We start from the raw sequence: 14,747 nt of genomic DNA on the forward strand, positions 1-14,747 counted from the left end.
AGGAGGAGGCGGCTCCAGCCGCCGGGGGACATTCGCGGAGCAGAGCGCCGTGTGCTCACGAGCCCGCGAAGGCGCAGGCACACAACACAACGAAAACAAAAACTCAGCCAGCGTCCCGCAAAGACTGCTGCCGAGCCCGCCACGCCCCGAAGATCGCGATGAACCCGGGAATGAAGATCATGGCCCAGATGATGGTGCTCAGGTTCTCCTGCACCCACGGCAGGTTGCCGAACAGGTAGCCCGCCCCCACCAGCCCCACCACCCAGATCAAAGCACCCGCCACGTTGTAGGCCGTGAACTTGGTGCGCGTCATCTCGGCCACACCCGCCACAAACGGCGCAAAGGTGCGAACAAAAGGCATGAAGCGAGCCAGGATGATGGTGATACCGCCGTATTTTTCGTAGAACGCGTGCGCCTGGTTGAAGGCGTTGCGGTTGAAGAGTTTCGAGTTCTCCCACTGAAACACCTTGGGCCCGAAGTAGCGCCCAATCGAATAGTTCACCTGGTCCCCCAGGATGGCCGCCACCACCAGCAGCCCCATGGCCACCGGCAAGCTCATCAACCCAACGCCGCACAAAGTGCCCACCACAAACAGCAAGGAGTCGCCCGGCAGGAAAGGCATGACCACCACGCCGGTCTCGGTAAAGATGATCAGAAACAACAGTGCATAGACCCAGGCGCCATAGTTCTGCACGAAGGTCTGCAGGTGCTGGTCGACGTTGAGAATGAAGTCGATGAGAAAGGCAATGATTTCCATGGAGGGGGATTATCCCTGCGACCTACAATTTGCCAGTGACAACCCCACCCAGCACCCTCCAGCCCCCGCGCCGGCCCATCCGCGAACTCCCCGACGAACTGATCAGCCAGATCGCAGCGGGCGAGGTGGTCGAGCGGCCGGCCTCGGTGGTCCGGGAGCTGGTGGACAACGCGCTGGACGCCGGCGCCACACAGATCACGCTGCGCCTGCAGGCCGGTGGCGTGCGCCACATCAGTGTGGAAGACAACGGCAGCGGCATCTTGCGCAGCGAGTTGCCCAACGCCCTCAAGCGCCACGCCACCAGCAAGATCGCCAGCCTGTCCGACCTCGAATCGGTCGGCACCATGGGGTTTCGCGGTGAAGCACTGGCCGCCATCTGCTCGATTGCCGAGGTCTCGCTGCTCACGCGCGTGGACACGGCAGACGAGCCCCACGGCTGGTTGCTCGACGGCCGCAGCGGCGAGCTGCAAGCAGCAGCACGCGCGCCCGGCACCACAGTGGAGGTGCGCGAACTCTTTTTTGCGACCCCGGCGCGGCGCAAGTTTCTGAAGACCGATGCCACCGAGCTTGCGCACTGCATCGAGGCGGTGCGCCGACACGCACTGGCGCGGCCCGAGGTGGGCTTTGCGATCTGGCACGACGGCAAGCTGGTGGCGCAGTGGCGCGCGGTGGCCCATGGTGGCATGGAGGCCTTGCGCCAGCGCCTGGCCGATGTGCTGGGTGAAGATTTCGTGCAGCAAGCGGTGGCGCTGGATTGGCCGCTGGATGCACAAGACGAAGACGGCCCCCAACGCCTGCGCGTTTGGGGCTTTGCGGGTGTGCCCGACGCGGCGCGTTCGCGCGCCGATTGGCAGTTCGCCTACGTGAACGGCCGCTATGTGCGCGACAAGACCATCACCCACGCTGCCCGCAGCGCGTACGAGGATGTGCTGCACGGCCATCGGCAACCGGTGTATGCGCTCTTCGTCTCCATTGACCCGGCGCGGGTGGATGTGAACGTGCACCCGACCAAGATTGAAGTGAGGTTTCGCGATGGGCGCGAGGTGCACCAGGGTGTGCGCCGCGCGGTGGAGGCGGCGTTGGCGGTGCCGCGTGCAGCTGCTGCAGCCGGGCCGGTGGAAACGGCGCCTGCGCCCGCGTGGGCACCGCCAGCGCGGCAGGACGGGTTTGCATTCCGGCCGCGCGAGCCCGAGGTGGGACACCGCGTCAGCGATGTAGGGGCCTTGTGGGGCTATGGTTCTGGAGGGGCAACGACCGGCTCAGCCCGAACGGAGCTGGACTCAGTCGAAACAAATACCGCTCCTACCGGATACGCCCTTCCCGTTCGGGCTGAGCCTGTCGAAGCCCTCGCCAACCCCTCGCCCCTGCCCGCCGGCGACTGGCCCCTCGGCCGTGCCATCGCCCAGTTGCAAGGCGTCTACATCCTGGCCGAAAACACACAAGGCCTGGTGGTGGTGGACATGCATGCCGCCCACGAGCGAATCGTCTACGAACGTCTCAAGCAGCAGCTCGACGACCAGCAGGTGGCCAGGCAGCCGCTGCTGATACCCGCAACGTTTGCCGCCACGCCCGACGAGGTGGCCACCGCCGAAGACTGCGACGAGGTGCTCAAGACCCTGGGTCTGGAGATCACCGCACTGTCTCCGAGAACACTCGCGGTGCGTGCCGTTCCCACCACGCTGGCCCAGGGCAATCCGGTGGAGCTCGCGCGCAGTGTGCTTGCCGAGCTGGGCCTGCACGACTCCAGCACCGTGGTGCAACGCGCCCGCAACGAACTGCTGGCCACCATGGCCTGCCACGGCGCGGTGCGCGCCAACCGGCGCCTCACGCTGGACGAGATGAACGCACTGCTGCGCCAGATGGAAGTGACCGAACGCTCCGACCAGTGCAACCACGGCCGCCCCACCTGGCGCCAGGTGGGCATGAAGGAACTGGACGGGCTGTTCCTGCGCGGGCGCTGAACGGGCCGACACAAGGCCTTTGGTCGGGAATCTGGCGGGAAATCCCGCGGTCCTCCATGATCGAATTCCCCGCTGGCACGGAACGTGCGCGCAGCGAAGTCTGAACTTTTTGTCCAGCGAGCCGCTCCATCACCGTCATGAAACGCCTGATCGCCCTTCTGCTGGCCACACTGGCCCTGCTTGCCGGTTGCGCCACGCTCGACGAGAAGCAGCGCGCCTGGATCTTCCAGCCGTCCGACCGCAGCTGGGCCGGCGGCACCTACGCGGCCGAGAGCATGGAAGACGTGTGGATCGACTTCACCTCCCAGGTCACCAACAAGCCGGTCAAACTGCACGGCCTGTGGGCGCAGAACGAGAACTTCACCGAGCGCGCCGACGCTCCGGTGCTGCTCTACCTTCACGGCGCGCGCTTCAACGTCACCGGCTCCGCGTTCCGGGCCCAGCGCATGCAGGAACTCGGCTTCTCGGTGCTGGCCATTGACTACCGGGGCTTTGGCAAGAGCACCAACGAATTGCCCTCCGAGGAACTGGCCTATGAAGATGCCCGGATCGCGTGGGAATGGCTGGGCGAGAAATATCCCGGGCGACCGCGCTACATCTTTGGTCACTCGCTGGGCGGCGCCATCGCCATCGAGCTGGCAGCCCAGGTGCCCGACGAAGCCGGCACCGTGGTCGAAGGCACCTTCACCTCCATCCCCGACGTGGTGAGCACTTTCAAATGGGGCTGGCTGCCGGTGTCGCTGCTGATCACCCAGCGCTTCGAGGCGGTCAGGCGTGTGCCCGACATCGGCTCGCCGCTGCTGGTGGTACACGGCGGTGACGACCGCCTGATCCAGCCCGAGCTGGGCCGCAAGTTGTTCGAAGCGGCCACCGGACGCAAGGCCTTCGTGCTGGTGGAAGGTGGCTCGCACCACAACACCAATTCGGTGGGACAGGCGCAATACCGGGTGGCCCTGGCCAGCCTGTTCGGCTTGCGCCCGGATATTCAGGTGGTGAAGAACTGAACGACGCACCAAGGCCGCCGCGCAGGGGGTTCTGCTACCCTCGACCGGATGCCCGCAACTCTTTCGTCCTCCGCCAGATCACCCGCCATGTCACCTGGTCTGGTGGTGCTGGCACTCTCCCTGCTGCTGGGCCTGCAGCCCATCGCCACCGACCTGTACCTGCCCGTGTTGCCGGCACTCACGGCGGGCTTTGGCGCGGCCATGTCGCAGGCGCAACTCACGCTCACCGCGCTGCTGCTGGCGTTTGGCGTGTCGCAGATGTTCTGGGGGCCGCTGTCGGACCGCTTCGGTCGCCGCCCCATTCTGTTGATCGGCATGAGTGCCTTCGTGGTGGCCTCGATCGGCAGCACCTTTTCGCCATCGATCGAACAGCTCATCGTCTGGCGCGCCATCCAGGGCGCGGCCATGGGCGCGGGCGTGATGTGCGCGCGTGCCGTGGTGCGCGACCTCTACGCACCCACCGAAGGTGCGCGGGTGATGTCCAAGGGCCTCACCGGGCTGGGTGTGATCGCCTGCGCCAGCGCTCCCTTGGGCGGCTTCCTGTCCGACCTCATGGGCTGGCGCTTGTCGTTGATGGCGGTGGCGGTGTTCGGCGCCATCACGCTGGGCGTCATCGCCTGGCGCTTTGAAGAAACGCTGGCTGCGAAAAATCCGCGCGCGCTGCAGCCCGGCATGCTGCTGCGCACCTGGGTGCAGATCGCTCGCCACCCCACGTTCTGGGCCTTTGCCTTGCTCTCCGCCACCTCGTACTGCGGCCTGTTCACGTTTCTGGCGGCCTCGCCGTTTGTGTTCATCCAGGTGCTGGGCCTGTCCAAGACGGGTTACGGCCTGATGATGATGACGATGTCGCTGAGCTACATCGTCGGCACGTTCATTTGCCGACGGCTGCTGCTGGCGTTTGGCGTGCGCCGCACGGTGGCCTTGGCCGCTGTGCTCACCCTGGCGGGCGGCACCAGCATGGGGGTGCTGGCGTTGCTGGGTGTGCAGAGCGCCTGGGCCATCATGCTGCCGTTCTACCTGTTCATGATGGGCCACGGCGTGCACCAGCCCTGCGGCCAGAGCGGCGCGGTGGGGCCGTTCCCGCAAGCGGCGGGCGCGGCCTCGGCGCTGGCCGGGTTCATCATGATGATTGCGGCCTTTGCGGTGGGCGGCTGGTTGGGCAAGAGTCTCGCTGCCATCCAGGCCGGCACTGGCACCGTGCTGCCGCTCACCAACGGCATCTGGTTCTGGAGCGTGCTCATTGCGCTCACCGCCTGGACGCTGGTGCAGCGCTTTGGCGAAAGCCGGCCAGGGCCTGAGCGCATGGCCCCCGCCGACGTGGCGCAAGGCTGAACCAGACCATGGCCCTCGTGTCCTGCATCGGCCTGGCCGGCCCCACCGCCAGCGGCAAGAGTGCGGCCTCGCTGGCCATCGCCCAGCGCTGGCCGGTGGAGATCATCAGCGTCGACTCGGCGCTGGTTTACCGCGGCATGGACATCGGCACCGCCAAGCCCACGGCCGCCGAACTCGCGCAAGTGCCGCATCACCTGATCAACATCCTCGATCCGCTGCAGAGCTACAGCGCTGCAGACTTCGTGCGCGACACCACGCGCCTGGTGGGCGAGATCAACGGCCGCAGACGCACCGCCTTGCTGGTGGGCGGCACGATGCTGTATTTCAAGGCGCTGCTGGTGGGCCTGGACGACATGCCGCAGGCCGACGCAGCCGTGCGCGCGTCGATCGATGCTCGCGCCGCGGCACTCGGCTGGCCTGCGCTGCACGACGAGCTGCAGCGGGTGGACCCGGTGACGGCCGCGCGCCTGCCACCTCTTGATTCGCAGCGCATCCAGCGCGCTCTCGAGGTGTTCGAGGTTTCGGGCCGGCCGCTGTCCAGTTTTCAGACCGGGCGCACCCACAACCCCGACAGCCCGCTCGCACCCGAGCACCTGATCTCGCTTGAACCGCGAGACCGCGCCTGGCTGCACGCGCGCATCGCGCAGCGCTTCGACGCCATGCTGGCCGAGGGCTTCATGATCGAAGTGAAGCGCCTGCGCGCGCGCGGAGACCTCTCCACCGACCTGCCGTCCATGCGCTGCGTGGGCTACCGCCAGGCCTGGGATCTGCTCGATGCCTACGGCAACACGCTCAAGCCGGCGCAAGTCGCCGAGCTGCGCGAACTCGGCGTGGCCGCCACGCGCCAGCTCGCCAAACGCCAGCTCACCTGGCTGCGCTCCATGCCACAGCGCAGGGTCATTGCCTGCGACGCACCCGATGCGCTGGCGTGCGTGCTCGAATCGGTGCAAACCCTGCTGGGCGCCCCCACCTGATCTGCATGTCACTCGTCGTTGAACAACTCGGCAAACGCTACGGCTCCACCACCGTCTTCAGCGGCGTGAACCTCACCGTGGCGCCGGGCGAGTTCATCGCCATCGTGGGCGAATCGGGCGTGGGCAAATCGAGCCTGCTCAACTGCCTGGCCGCGCTGGACGACTGGAGCGAAGGCCGCATCACCCACGCCGGCGTCGACCTGGGAACCTTGGGCGACACAGAGCGCGCGCACTGGCGCCGCGAACATCTGGGGTTTGTGTTCCAGGCCTTCCACGTGCTGCCGCACCTGGACGTGGCACAAAACGTGGGCCTGCCCTTGCTCTTGCTGGGCCGACCGGACAAAGCGCGGGTGCAGCAGATGCTGGAGGCCGTGGGTCTGGGTGATCTGGGTGCGCGCCTGCCGGCCGAGCTGTCGGGCGGGCAGTTGCAGCGCGTGGCGATTGCCCGCGCGCTGGTGCACCGGCCGGGCCTGCTGCTGGCCGACGAGCCCACCGGCAACCTCGACCCGACCACAGCGTCACAGGTGATGGGTGTGCTGGAACAGCAGGCGCGGGACAGTGGCGCGGCGCTGATTCTGGTCACGCACTCAACGGCCGCCGCCGCGCGGGCGCAGCGCGTGCTGCACCTCACCGCCGACGGGTTGCAAGCCGCCTGAAGCCTTCGGGCTGGTTTCGTCCTTTTCGCTGGGCAGGGACTGTCGAGCCGGTTAAGGTGGAGGCAACGCCCCACCCGTCATACGCCGGCGCTCGCATCCTGTACCCGTCATGTAACTTAATTACATTACGATTCCACTTTCCAGTAACTTGATTCGAACATGGTCACCTCAAGTCCCAACGCCGCCGCCTCTTCCTCCCCCACGGGACCGCTCGACCTGGTGATCTTCGGCGGCGCGGGCGACCTCTCTGTGCGCAAGCTGCTGCCCGCGCTCTACATGGCGCACCTGCACCACAACCTGCCCGAAGCCACGCACATCCTGGCGCTCGGCCGCCAGCCCTGGGACCGCGACACTTTCACCGCATTCGTTGACGAGAAGGTGCGCGGCTTCATCGAACCCGAAGCGCTGGAAGACGCTGCGTGGACCGCTTTCAAGGACCGCCTCACCTACGTGTGCCTCGACGCCACGAAACCCGACGACTTCGCGGCGCTGGGCGCGGCGCTGCAAAACGGCTCCGACCGCGTGTACTACCTGGCCACCGCGCCCACGCTGTTCACCGGCATCTGCGCGCATCTGGCCAGCGCCCAGCTGATCGACGCCCGCTCGCGCGTGGTGCTCGAAAAGCCGCTCGGCCACGACCTCGCCTCGGCGCGCCAGATCAACGAAGAAGTCGGCCGCCACTTCACCGAAGCGCAAACGTTTCGCATCGACCATTACCTGGGCAAGGAGACGGTGCAGAACCTGATGGTGCTGCGCTTCGGCAACACCATCTTCGAGCCGCTCTGGCGCAGCCCGTACATCAAGAGCGTGCAGATCACGGTGGCCGAATCGGTGGGCGTGGGCAGCCGCGCCGGTTTCTACGACGGCACCGGTGCGCTGCGCGACATGCTGCAGAACCACCTGCTGCAGCTGCTGTGCATCGTGGCCATGGAGCCGCCGGTCTCGCTCGATCCCGACGCCGTGCGCGATGAAAAACTCAAGGTGCTGCGCTCGCTGCGCCCGCTCACCGTGGCCGACGTGGCGCGCGACACCGTGCGCGGCCAGTACACCGCCGGCAGCGCCAACGGCGACAAGGCCGTGGGTTACCACCAGGAAGACAACGTGCCGCCCGAGAGCGAAACCGAAACCTTCGTGGCCCTGCGCGCCCACATCAACAACTGGCGCTGGGCCAACGTGCCGATCTTTTTGCGCACCGGCAAGCGCATGGCCGAGCGCCGCTCGGAAATCGTCATCGAGTTTGCCGACCTGCCCTACACCATCTTTCCCGACGCACCGCGCCAGCCGGTCAACCGGCTCATGATCCGCCTGCAGCCCGAGGAACACGTGCAGCTGCAGATGATGGCCAAGGAGCCTGGCAGCGGCATGCGCCTGCGCCCGGTGAGCCTGAACCTGGACCTGGAGTCCGCCTTCAGCGCGCGCCGCGCCGAGGCCTACGAGCGCCTGCTCATGGACGTGATCAAGGGCCGCCTCACGCACTTCATGCGCCGCGACGAACTGGAAGCCGCGTGGACCTGGGTCGAGCCGATCCTGGACGGCTGGAAGAACCTGAACGAGAAACCCAAGGCCTACACCGCCGGCAGCTGGGGCCCGGCCGCCTCGTCCGCGCTGATGGCGCGCGAAGGCTCGGCCTGGGTCGAGGAATCATGAAAGAGCACATCTGCAACTCGGCCGCCGAGCTGGCCTGGCAGCTGGCCGACACCATCGCGCAAAGCCTGCACGCCGCCATCAACCAGCGCGGCCATGCGGTGCTCGCGGTGTCGGGTGGCAAGTCGCCGATTGCGCTGTTTGAAGCGCTGCGCGTGCTGCCGCTCGAGTGGCAGCACGTGACCGTGCTGCTGGTGGACGAGCGCTGCGTGCCGCACGAACACACCGACAGCAACACCGCGCTGGTGCGCCGCCATCTGCTGCAGGACGCCGCCGCCGCCGCCACCTTCGTGCCTTTTTTCGAAACCCTGCCGGACACCCTGGACGAGCCGGCCCTGATCCGTCTGGTGGACGCCGCCAACCGCCGCCTGGCCACCCAGCCCTGGCCCATGGACATCGCCGTGCTCGGCATGGGCGACGATGGCCACACCGCCTCGCTGTTCCCCGGTGCCCCCGGCCTGAACCAGGCGCTGTACAGCAGCGGCCCGGTGGCCTGGGTACGCCCGGCCACCGCGCCCCACGCGCGCCTCACCCTCACCCTGCCCGCCCTGCTGGCTACGCGCGAACTCGCGCTGTCCATCAGCGGTGCCCGCAAGCTGGCCGTGTTCCAGCAAGCCCGCCTCGGCGCCGACGAATCCCTGCCGGTGTCCCTCATCCTCAACCAGCACCAGACGCCTGTGAGCATCTGGATGGCCTGAACCGGAAGCCACACCATGACCAACCTGCACCCGACGCTGCAACGCGTCACCGAACGCATCATTGAACGCAGCACCACCACGCGAGCCGCCTACCACGCCTCGATGGCGGCACAACGCAAGACCGGCACCCAGCGCGCCGGCATGGGCTGCGCCAACATGGCCCACACCACAGCTGCGCTGCCGGCGGCCGACAAGCTCAAGATCCACGCCGAGCGCGCGCCCCACATCGGCATCGTCACCGCCTACAACGACATGCTCTCGGCCCACCAGCCCTACGAGACCTACCCGCAGCAGATCCGCGGCATCGCCCAGGGCCTGGGCGTCACCGTGCAGGTGGCCGGTGGTGTGCCCGCCATGTGCGACGGCGTCACGCAGGGCGCGGCCGGCATGGAGCTCTCGCTGTTCTCGCGCGACGTGATCGCCCTGTCCACCGCCGTCGCGCTCTCGCACAACGTGTTCGACGCCGCGCTGTTCCTGGGCATCTGCGACAAGATCGTGCCCGGCCTCTTCATGGGTGCGCTGCAGTTCGGCCACCTGAGCACCGTGTTCGTGCCCGCCGGTCCCATGACCACGGGTCTCTCCAACGACGCCAAGGCCAAGGTGCGCCAGCAGTACGCGCAGGGTCTGGTGGGGCGCGAGGCCCTGCTCGAATCGGAAGCGCAGGCCTACCACAGCCCCGGCACCTGCACGTTCTATGGAACCGCCAACAGCAACCAGATGCTGATGGAGATCATGGGCCTGCACCTGCCCGGCGCATCGTTCGTGAACCCCGGCACGCCGCTGCGCGACGCCCTCACCGCCGAAGCTGTGAAGCGCTCGGTGGTCAACACAGGTCGCAGCGGCGCGCCCGCCATCTGCATGGCCGACATCGTGACCGAGAAGACCCTCGTCAACGGCATCATCGGCCTGCTCGCCACCGGTGGCTCCACCAACCACACGCTGCACCTGGTGGCCATGGCGCGCGCCGCAGGTGTTCTGATCGACTGGGACGACTTCGCCGAGCTCTCGCACGACATCCCGCTGCTGGCGCGTGTGTACCCCAACGGCAGCGCCGACGTGAACCACTTCCATGCGGCCGGCGGCATGGGCTACCTCATGAAGGAACTGCTGGCGGCCGGTCTGCTGCACAACGATGTGGTCACGGTGGTGGGCCACGGCCTTCAGGCCTACACGCAGGAGCCCTGGCTCGACGGTGACCAGCTGGCCTGGCGTCCTGTGCCCGCGCAGAGCGGCGACACCTCGGTGGTGCGTCCCGTGGCCGAGCCCTTCAGCGCCGACGGCGGCCTGCGCCTGCTGCAGGGCAACCTGGGCCGCAGCGTGGTGAAGGTCTCTGCCGTGAAGCCCGAGCACCGCGTGGTGCGCGCCCAGGCCGTGGTGGTCAGCGACCAGCAAGACCTGCTGGCGCTGTTCAACGCGGGTGAGCTGGAGCGCGACTTCATCGCCGTGGTGCGCTACCAGGGCCCGCGCGCCAACGGCATGCCCGAACTGCACAAACTCACACCGCCGCTGGCCGTGTTGCAGGACAAGGGCTTCAAGGTGGCGCTCGTCACCGACGGCCGCATGTCGGGCGCTTCGGGCAAGGTGCCTGCCGCCATCCACGTCAGCCCCGAGGCGCTGGCCGGCGGCCCGATTGCCCTCGTGAAAGACGGCGACTGGATCACGCTGGACTGCGAGCGCGGCGTGCTCGAGCTCGAAGTGGACGCCGCCACGCTGGCCGCACGCGAACTGCACCACCCCGACCTCAGCGCCAACCAGCACGGTACCGGGCGCGAACTGTTCGGCCTGTTCCGCCAGCACGCCAGCGTGGCCGAGCTGGGTGCTTCGCCGCTGTTTGGCTGAACCCCGAGGAATTCCATGACCACCACCTGCTTCACCCGCCCCGCCTTCACCTCCCGCGTCGTGCCCGTGATCGTGCTCAACGACGCGGCCCACGCCGTGCCGCTCGCCCATGCCCTGCTGGAAGGGGGCATCGACGTGATGGAGATCACCCTGCGCTCCAACGTGGCCCTGCAGGCCATGGAAGCGGTGGCGCGCGCCGTGCCGCAGATGCACCTGGGCGCGGGCACCGTCACGCGGGTGGCCGAGGTGGCTCAGGTGATTTCGGCTGGCGCCAGCTTCGCCTTGTCACCCGGCTGCACCGACGAACTCGTGCACGCCGTACGCGAAGCGAAGCTGCCCTTCATCCCCGGGGTGATGACGCCCGGCGAGGTCATGCGTGCGCGCGACCACGGCTTCACCTTGATGAAACTGTTCCCCGCTTCTCAGGCCGGTGGCATCGGCATGCTCAAGGCGCTGGGCGCACCGCTGCCCGACGTGCGCTTCTGCCCCACCGGCGGCGTGAGCGTGGAGAACCTGCGCGACTTCCTCAAGTTGCCCAACGTGCCCATGGCCGGCGGCTCGTGGCTCACACCGGCCGATCTGCTGCGCAGCGGGGATTGGGCCGGCATCACGAAGCTGGCGCGCGAGGCCACCGCGATCACTGCGCACAACTGAACGGGAAACCCCACCCATGAAACTGCCCACCACCCTGCCCGCCTGGCAACAGCTGCAAACGCTCGCCGCCAGCCCCACGCCGCACCTGCGCGAGCTGCTCACCGACACGCACCGCGAGCACCGCATGACGGCGAGCGCCGCCGGCATCACGCTCGACGCCAGCCGCCAGCGCCTTACACCCGCCATCCAGCAGGCGCTGCTCGCGCTGGCCGAACAGTCCGACGTGGCGGGACAGCGCGACGCCATGTTCCGTGGCGACACCATCAACACCACCGAAGACCGCCCCGTGTTGCACGTGGCACTGCGCGGTGACCCGCTGCACGCCGGCCCCTGGGGCAACGCGGTGCAGGCCGACGTGCAGCGCGAACTGGCGCGGGTGTGCGACTTTGCCCAGGCCCTCAACGCGGGCGCCGTGCTCGGCTTCTCGGGCGAAACCATCACCGACGTGGTGAACATCGGCATCGGCGGCTCCGACCTCGGCCCGCGCATGGCCATCGAGGCGCTGTCCCACCTCGCTGCCCCGGCTGTGCCCGGCGTGCGCGTGCATTGCGTCTCCAACCCCGACGCCTGGGCGCTGTGGAGCGTGCTGCGCGGGCTCGACGCGAAGCGCACCCTGCTCGTGGTCTCCAGCAAGACCTTCACCACGCAGGAAACGCTGACCAACGCCGCCAGCGCACAACGCTGGCTGACCGACCACGGCTGTCCGCCACAGGACTTGTCCAAGCACCTCGTGGCGATCACCGCGAGCCCCGCTCAGTCGGCCAAGCTGGGTTACCCACCCGAGCGCACCTTTTTGTTCTGGGACTGGGTGGGTGGACGTTACTCGGTCTGGTCGGCGCTGGGCCTGCCGTTGGCCATTGCCATCGGAGCGGAAAACTTCCGTGCCTTCCTGGCCGGTGCGCGCGCCATGGACGAGCACTTCTGCACCGCCCTGCCCGCACAAAACCTGCCCATGCAGCTGGCGCTGTCCGGCATCTGGAACCGCAACTTCCTGCACATGCCCACGCACCTCATCGTGCCCTACGCCTCGCGGCTGGGGCGCTTCACGCCCTTCGTGCAGCAGATGGACATGGAGTCCAACGGCAAGCGCACCCACAGCGACGGCACGCCCGCCACCGTGGACACCGGCCCCATCGTCTGGGGCGGCCTGGGCATCGACGGGCAACACGCCTACTTCCAGCTCATCCATCAAGGCAAGCACACCGTGCCGGTGGACTTCATCGGTGTGCTGAATGAAGACACGCCGCTGCCCATGGCCGCCACGCACCACGGCGTGGTCAACCTCAACCTGCGCGCGCAGGCCCAGGCCATGGCCTGCGGCCGTTCGTTGCAGGACACGCAGGTCGCGCTCATGAAGGACGGCATGAGCGAAGCCGACGCATCTGCCATGGCGCCGCACCGCACGTTCGAGGGAAACATCCCGAACAACGTCCTGTGGCTTGACCGCCTGGACCCGATGCGCCTGGGCGCGCTGATCGCGCTGTACGAACACAAGGTCTTCACCCAGGCCGCCATCTGGCGCATCAACGCCTACGACCAGTGGGGTGTGGAGCTGGGCAAGACAATGGCGAAGTCGATGGAGCAGCGCAAGGTTTGACGCAAATCAAATCCGCCGGGCTGCTACGCGGCGGGTGATTGAGTTGGCTCAATGGGCGATCCCGACGCCTGCCTAGAGTGGTTCCCGGAGGGGCAATGGCCCGTCTGAAAAAACAACCACCCTGGAGCCACCATGAATCCACGTCCCACCACCCGGTCTGCAGCCCTGTCGGCACTCGCCGGTTTCACCCTGCTGGCAGTCACCGGCTGCGCCACACCACCGCCGGTGGCCGAACGCATGGAGGTGTCGCCCATGGGCACGGTCACCACCTACCACCGCAAAAGCTCGGGCAGCCTGGGCACCTTTGACGGTCAGGTGGTCTGGACCCATGCACCGGCCACCTGGCAGGGCAAGCCGGTGATTTCGTTCGGCGCGCTGCAGGCGGGGGTGGCCTTGCACGACCCGGTGAGCTTTGCGCTGGTGGCAACCATCTCTCCCGACGGCAAGCCTTTCATGGCGTTCGATCCACCCATCGACTACGCCTGGCCACTGTCCGTGGGCCAGACCTGGAGCTCGCAATACACCGTGACCCTGCACGCCAGCGGCGCCAAGGTGCCGCTGAAGCGGGATTTCAAGGTGGAGGCCATCGAAGACGTCACCGTGCCGGCCGGCACCTTCAAGACCTGGAGGATTTCCTGGAAAGACAGCACGGGCGAAACCGAAACCCGCTGGATCAGCCCGGCGCTGGGCATCGCCACCGTCAAGCGCCATGTGGAGCGCCCTGTCACCCACGCGCAGGGAGCCGGCGTGCTCGACGCCGTCCTGCTGTCGCGCGTGCTGCCCGCGAGGTAAGGCACCCGCCGCCATGAAAAAAGCCGATCCCGCAAAGGATCGGCTCGTCAGACCAGGCGCCAGCGCGATTTACTTCGCAGCGCGCGCCTTGGCCACAGCCGCCTGCGTTTCCTTCCACAGGTCTTCACCCACGTTGGCGGCAATGCCGGTGTTCACCGCAGTCAGCTTGGCGCGCATGCGGTTGGCTTCAGCGGGAGAGAGCTGGTTGATTTCCATGCCCTTGCCCTTGAGGTCGGCCAGCGCCTTGTCGGCTTCGGCGCGCGTGTCCTTGCGCTCGAAGTCGCGGCTCTTGATCGCAGCGTCCATCAGCACCTTCTGCTCGGCCTTGCTCAAGCCGTCCCAGTACTTCTTGCTCACCAACACGATCCAGGGGCTGTAGACGTGGTTGGTGACGGTCAGGTACTTCTGCACCTCGTAGAACTTGCTCGAAAGGATGGTGTTGTACGGGTTCTCCTGTCCGTCCACGGTCTTGGTTTCCAGCGCGGTGAAGAGCTCGGAGAACGGCAGCGGGACGGCGTTGGCGCCCAGGGTCTTGAAGCTGTCGATGAACACGTTGTTCTGCATCACACGCAGCTTGATGCCGTCCATGTCTTCCAGCTTGGTCACGGCACGCTTGTTGTTGGTGAGGTTGCGGAAACCGTTCTCCCAATACACGAGGCCCACCAGGCCTTTTTCCTGCAGCTTGTCCATCACCTTCTGGCCGACCGGGCCGTCGAGCACCACGTCGGCTTCTTTCGCGTTGTCGAACAGGAAAGGCGTGTCCCAGATCGCCATTTCCTTGGTGATGCCCACCAGCGTGGCGGTGGAGCCCACCATCATTTCCTGCGCGCCGCCGATCA

13 protein-coding genes are annotated in these 14,747 nt (G+C 67.2%); 11 read left to right on the forward strand and 2 right to left on the reverse strand.

Going from position 1 to position 14,747, the window contains the following annotated elements:
• Positions 1-103 precede the first annotated feature (103 nt).
• Positions 104-757, reverse strand: a complete 654-nt coding sequence (locus Q0C59_RS13765) for a DedA family protein (RefSeq protein WP_291216424.1) — start codon at positions 755-757, stop codon at positions 104-106.
• A 35-nt stretch (positions 758-792) separates the two neighbouring features.
• On the opposite strand from Q0C59_RS13765, the gene mutL reads away from it, so the two are divergent.
• The 11 genes from mutL (at position 793) to Q0C59_RS13820 (ending at position 13,908) form a co-directional block, all read left to right on the forward strand.
• Entirely contained in the window at positions 793-2,718 is a 1,926-nt protein-coding gene (gene mutL / locus Q0C59_RS13770) for a DNA mismatch repair endonuclease MutL (RefSeq protein ID WP_291216426.1), read from the forward strand.
• 137 nt (positions 2,719-2,855) lie between these two features.
• Positions 2,856-3,722, forward strand: a complete 867-nt coding sequence (locus tag Q0C59_RS13775) for an alpha/beta hydrolase (RefSeq protein WP_291216428.1) — start codon at positions 2,856-2,858, stop codon at positions 3,720-3,722.
• Between the two features lie 87 nt (positions 3,723-3,809).
• Positions 3,810-5,054 (forward strand): Bcr/CflA family efflux MFS transporter, encoded by a 1,245-nt coding sequence (locus Q0C59_RS13780; RefSeq protein WP_291216430.1) that lies wholly within the window; start codon positions 3,810-3,812, stop codon positions 5,052-5,054.
• An 8-nt stretch (positions 5,055-5,062) separates the two neighbouring features.
• On the forward strand, positions 5,063-6,028 hold the full coding sequence (miaA, locus tag Q0C59_RS13785) for a tRNA (adenosine(37)-N6)-dimethylallyltransferase MiaA (protein ID WP_291216432.1): 966 nt from the start codon (positions 5,063-5,065) through the stop codon (positions 6,026-6,028).
• A gap of 5 nt (positions 6,029-6,033) precedes the next feature.
• Positions 6,034-6,684 (forward strand): ABC transporter ATP-binding protein, encoded by a 651-nt coding sequence (locus Q0C59_RS13790; RefSeq protein ID WP_291216434.1) that lies wholly within the window; start codon positions 6,034-6,036, stop codon positions 6,682-6,684.
• A gap of 159 nt (positions 6,685-6,843) precedes the next feature.
• Positions 6,844-8,331 carry a glucose-6-phosphate dehydrogenase gene (gene zwf / locus Q0C59_RS13795; RefSeq protein WP_291216436.1) on the forward strand — a complete coding sequence of 496 codons (1,488 nt, stop codon included), beginning with the start codon at positions 6,844-6,846 and terminating at the stop codon, positions 8,329-8,331.
• A complete protein-coding gene (gene pgl / locus Q0C59_RS13800; RefSeq protein ID WP_291216438.1) occupies positions 8,328-9,026 on the forward strand; it encodes a 6-phosphogluconolactonase in 699 nt (232 codons plus the stop codon). Before zwf ends, pgl begins: the two co-directional genes overlap by 4 nt.
• 15 nt (positions 9,027-9,041) lie before the next feature.
• On the forward strand, positions 9,042-10,865 hold the full coding sequence (gene edd / locus Q0C59_RS13805) for a phosphogluconate dehydratase (protein WP_291216439.1): 1,824 nt from the start codon (positions 9,042-9,044) through the stop codon (positions 10,863-10,865).
• Between the two features lie 15 nt (positions 10,866-10,880).
• On the forward strand, positions 10,881-11,519 hold the full coding sequence (gene eda, locus Q0C59_RS13810; RefSeq protein WP_291216441.1) for a bifunctional 4-hydroxy-2-oxoglutarate aldolase/2-dehydro-3-deoxy-phosphogluconate aldolase: 639 nt from the start codon (positions 10,881-10,883) through the stop codon (positions 11,517-11,519).
• Positions 11,520-11,535: 16 nt separating this feature from the next.
• Positions 11,536-13,116 carry a glucose-6-phosphate isomerase gene (pgi, locus tag Q0C59_RS13815; RefSeq protein ID WP_291216443.1) on the forward strand — a complete coding sequence of 527 codons (1,581 nt, stop codon included), beginning with the start codon at positions 11,536-11,538 and terminating at the stop codon, positions 13,114-13,116.
• Positions 13,117-13,248: 132 nt separating this feature from the next.
• The gene (locus Q0C59_RS13820; protein WP_291216445.1) at positions 13,249-13,908 is read left to right on the forward strand and encodes a hypothetical protein; all 660 of its coding nucleotides are present in this window, start codon (positions 13,249-13,251) and stop codon (positions 13,906-13,908) included.
• A gap of 69 nt (positions 13,909-13,977) precedes the next feature.
• On the opposite strand, the gene Q0C59_RS13825 is transcribed toward Q0C59_RS13820, so the two are convergent.
• On the reverse strand, positions 13,978-14,747 hold a 770-nt coding region (locus tag Q0C59_RS13825), incomplete at its 5' end, for a DctP family TRAP transporter solute-binding subunit (protein WP_291216447.1).

The sequence above is a fragment of the Hydrogenophaga sp. genome, assembly GCF_022844385.1.
Taxonomy (GTDB): domain Bacteria; phylum Pseudomonadota; class Gammaproteobacteria; order Burkholderiales; family Burkholderiaceae_C; genus Hydrogenophaga.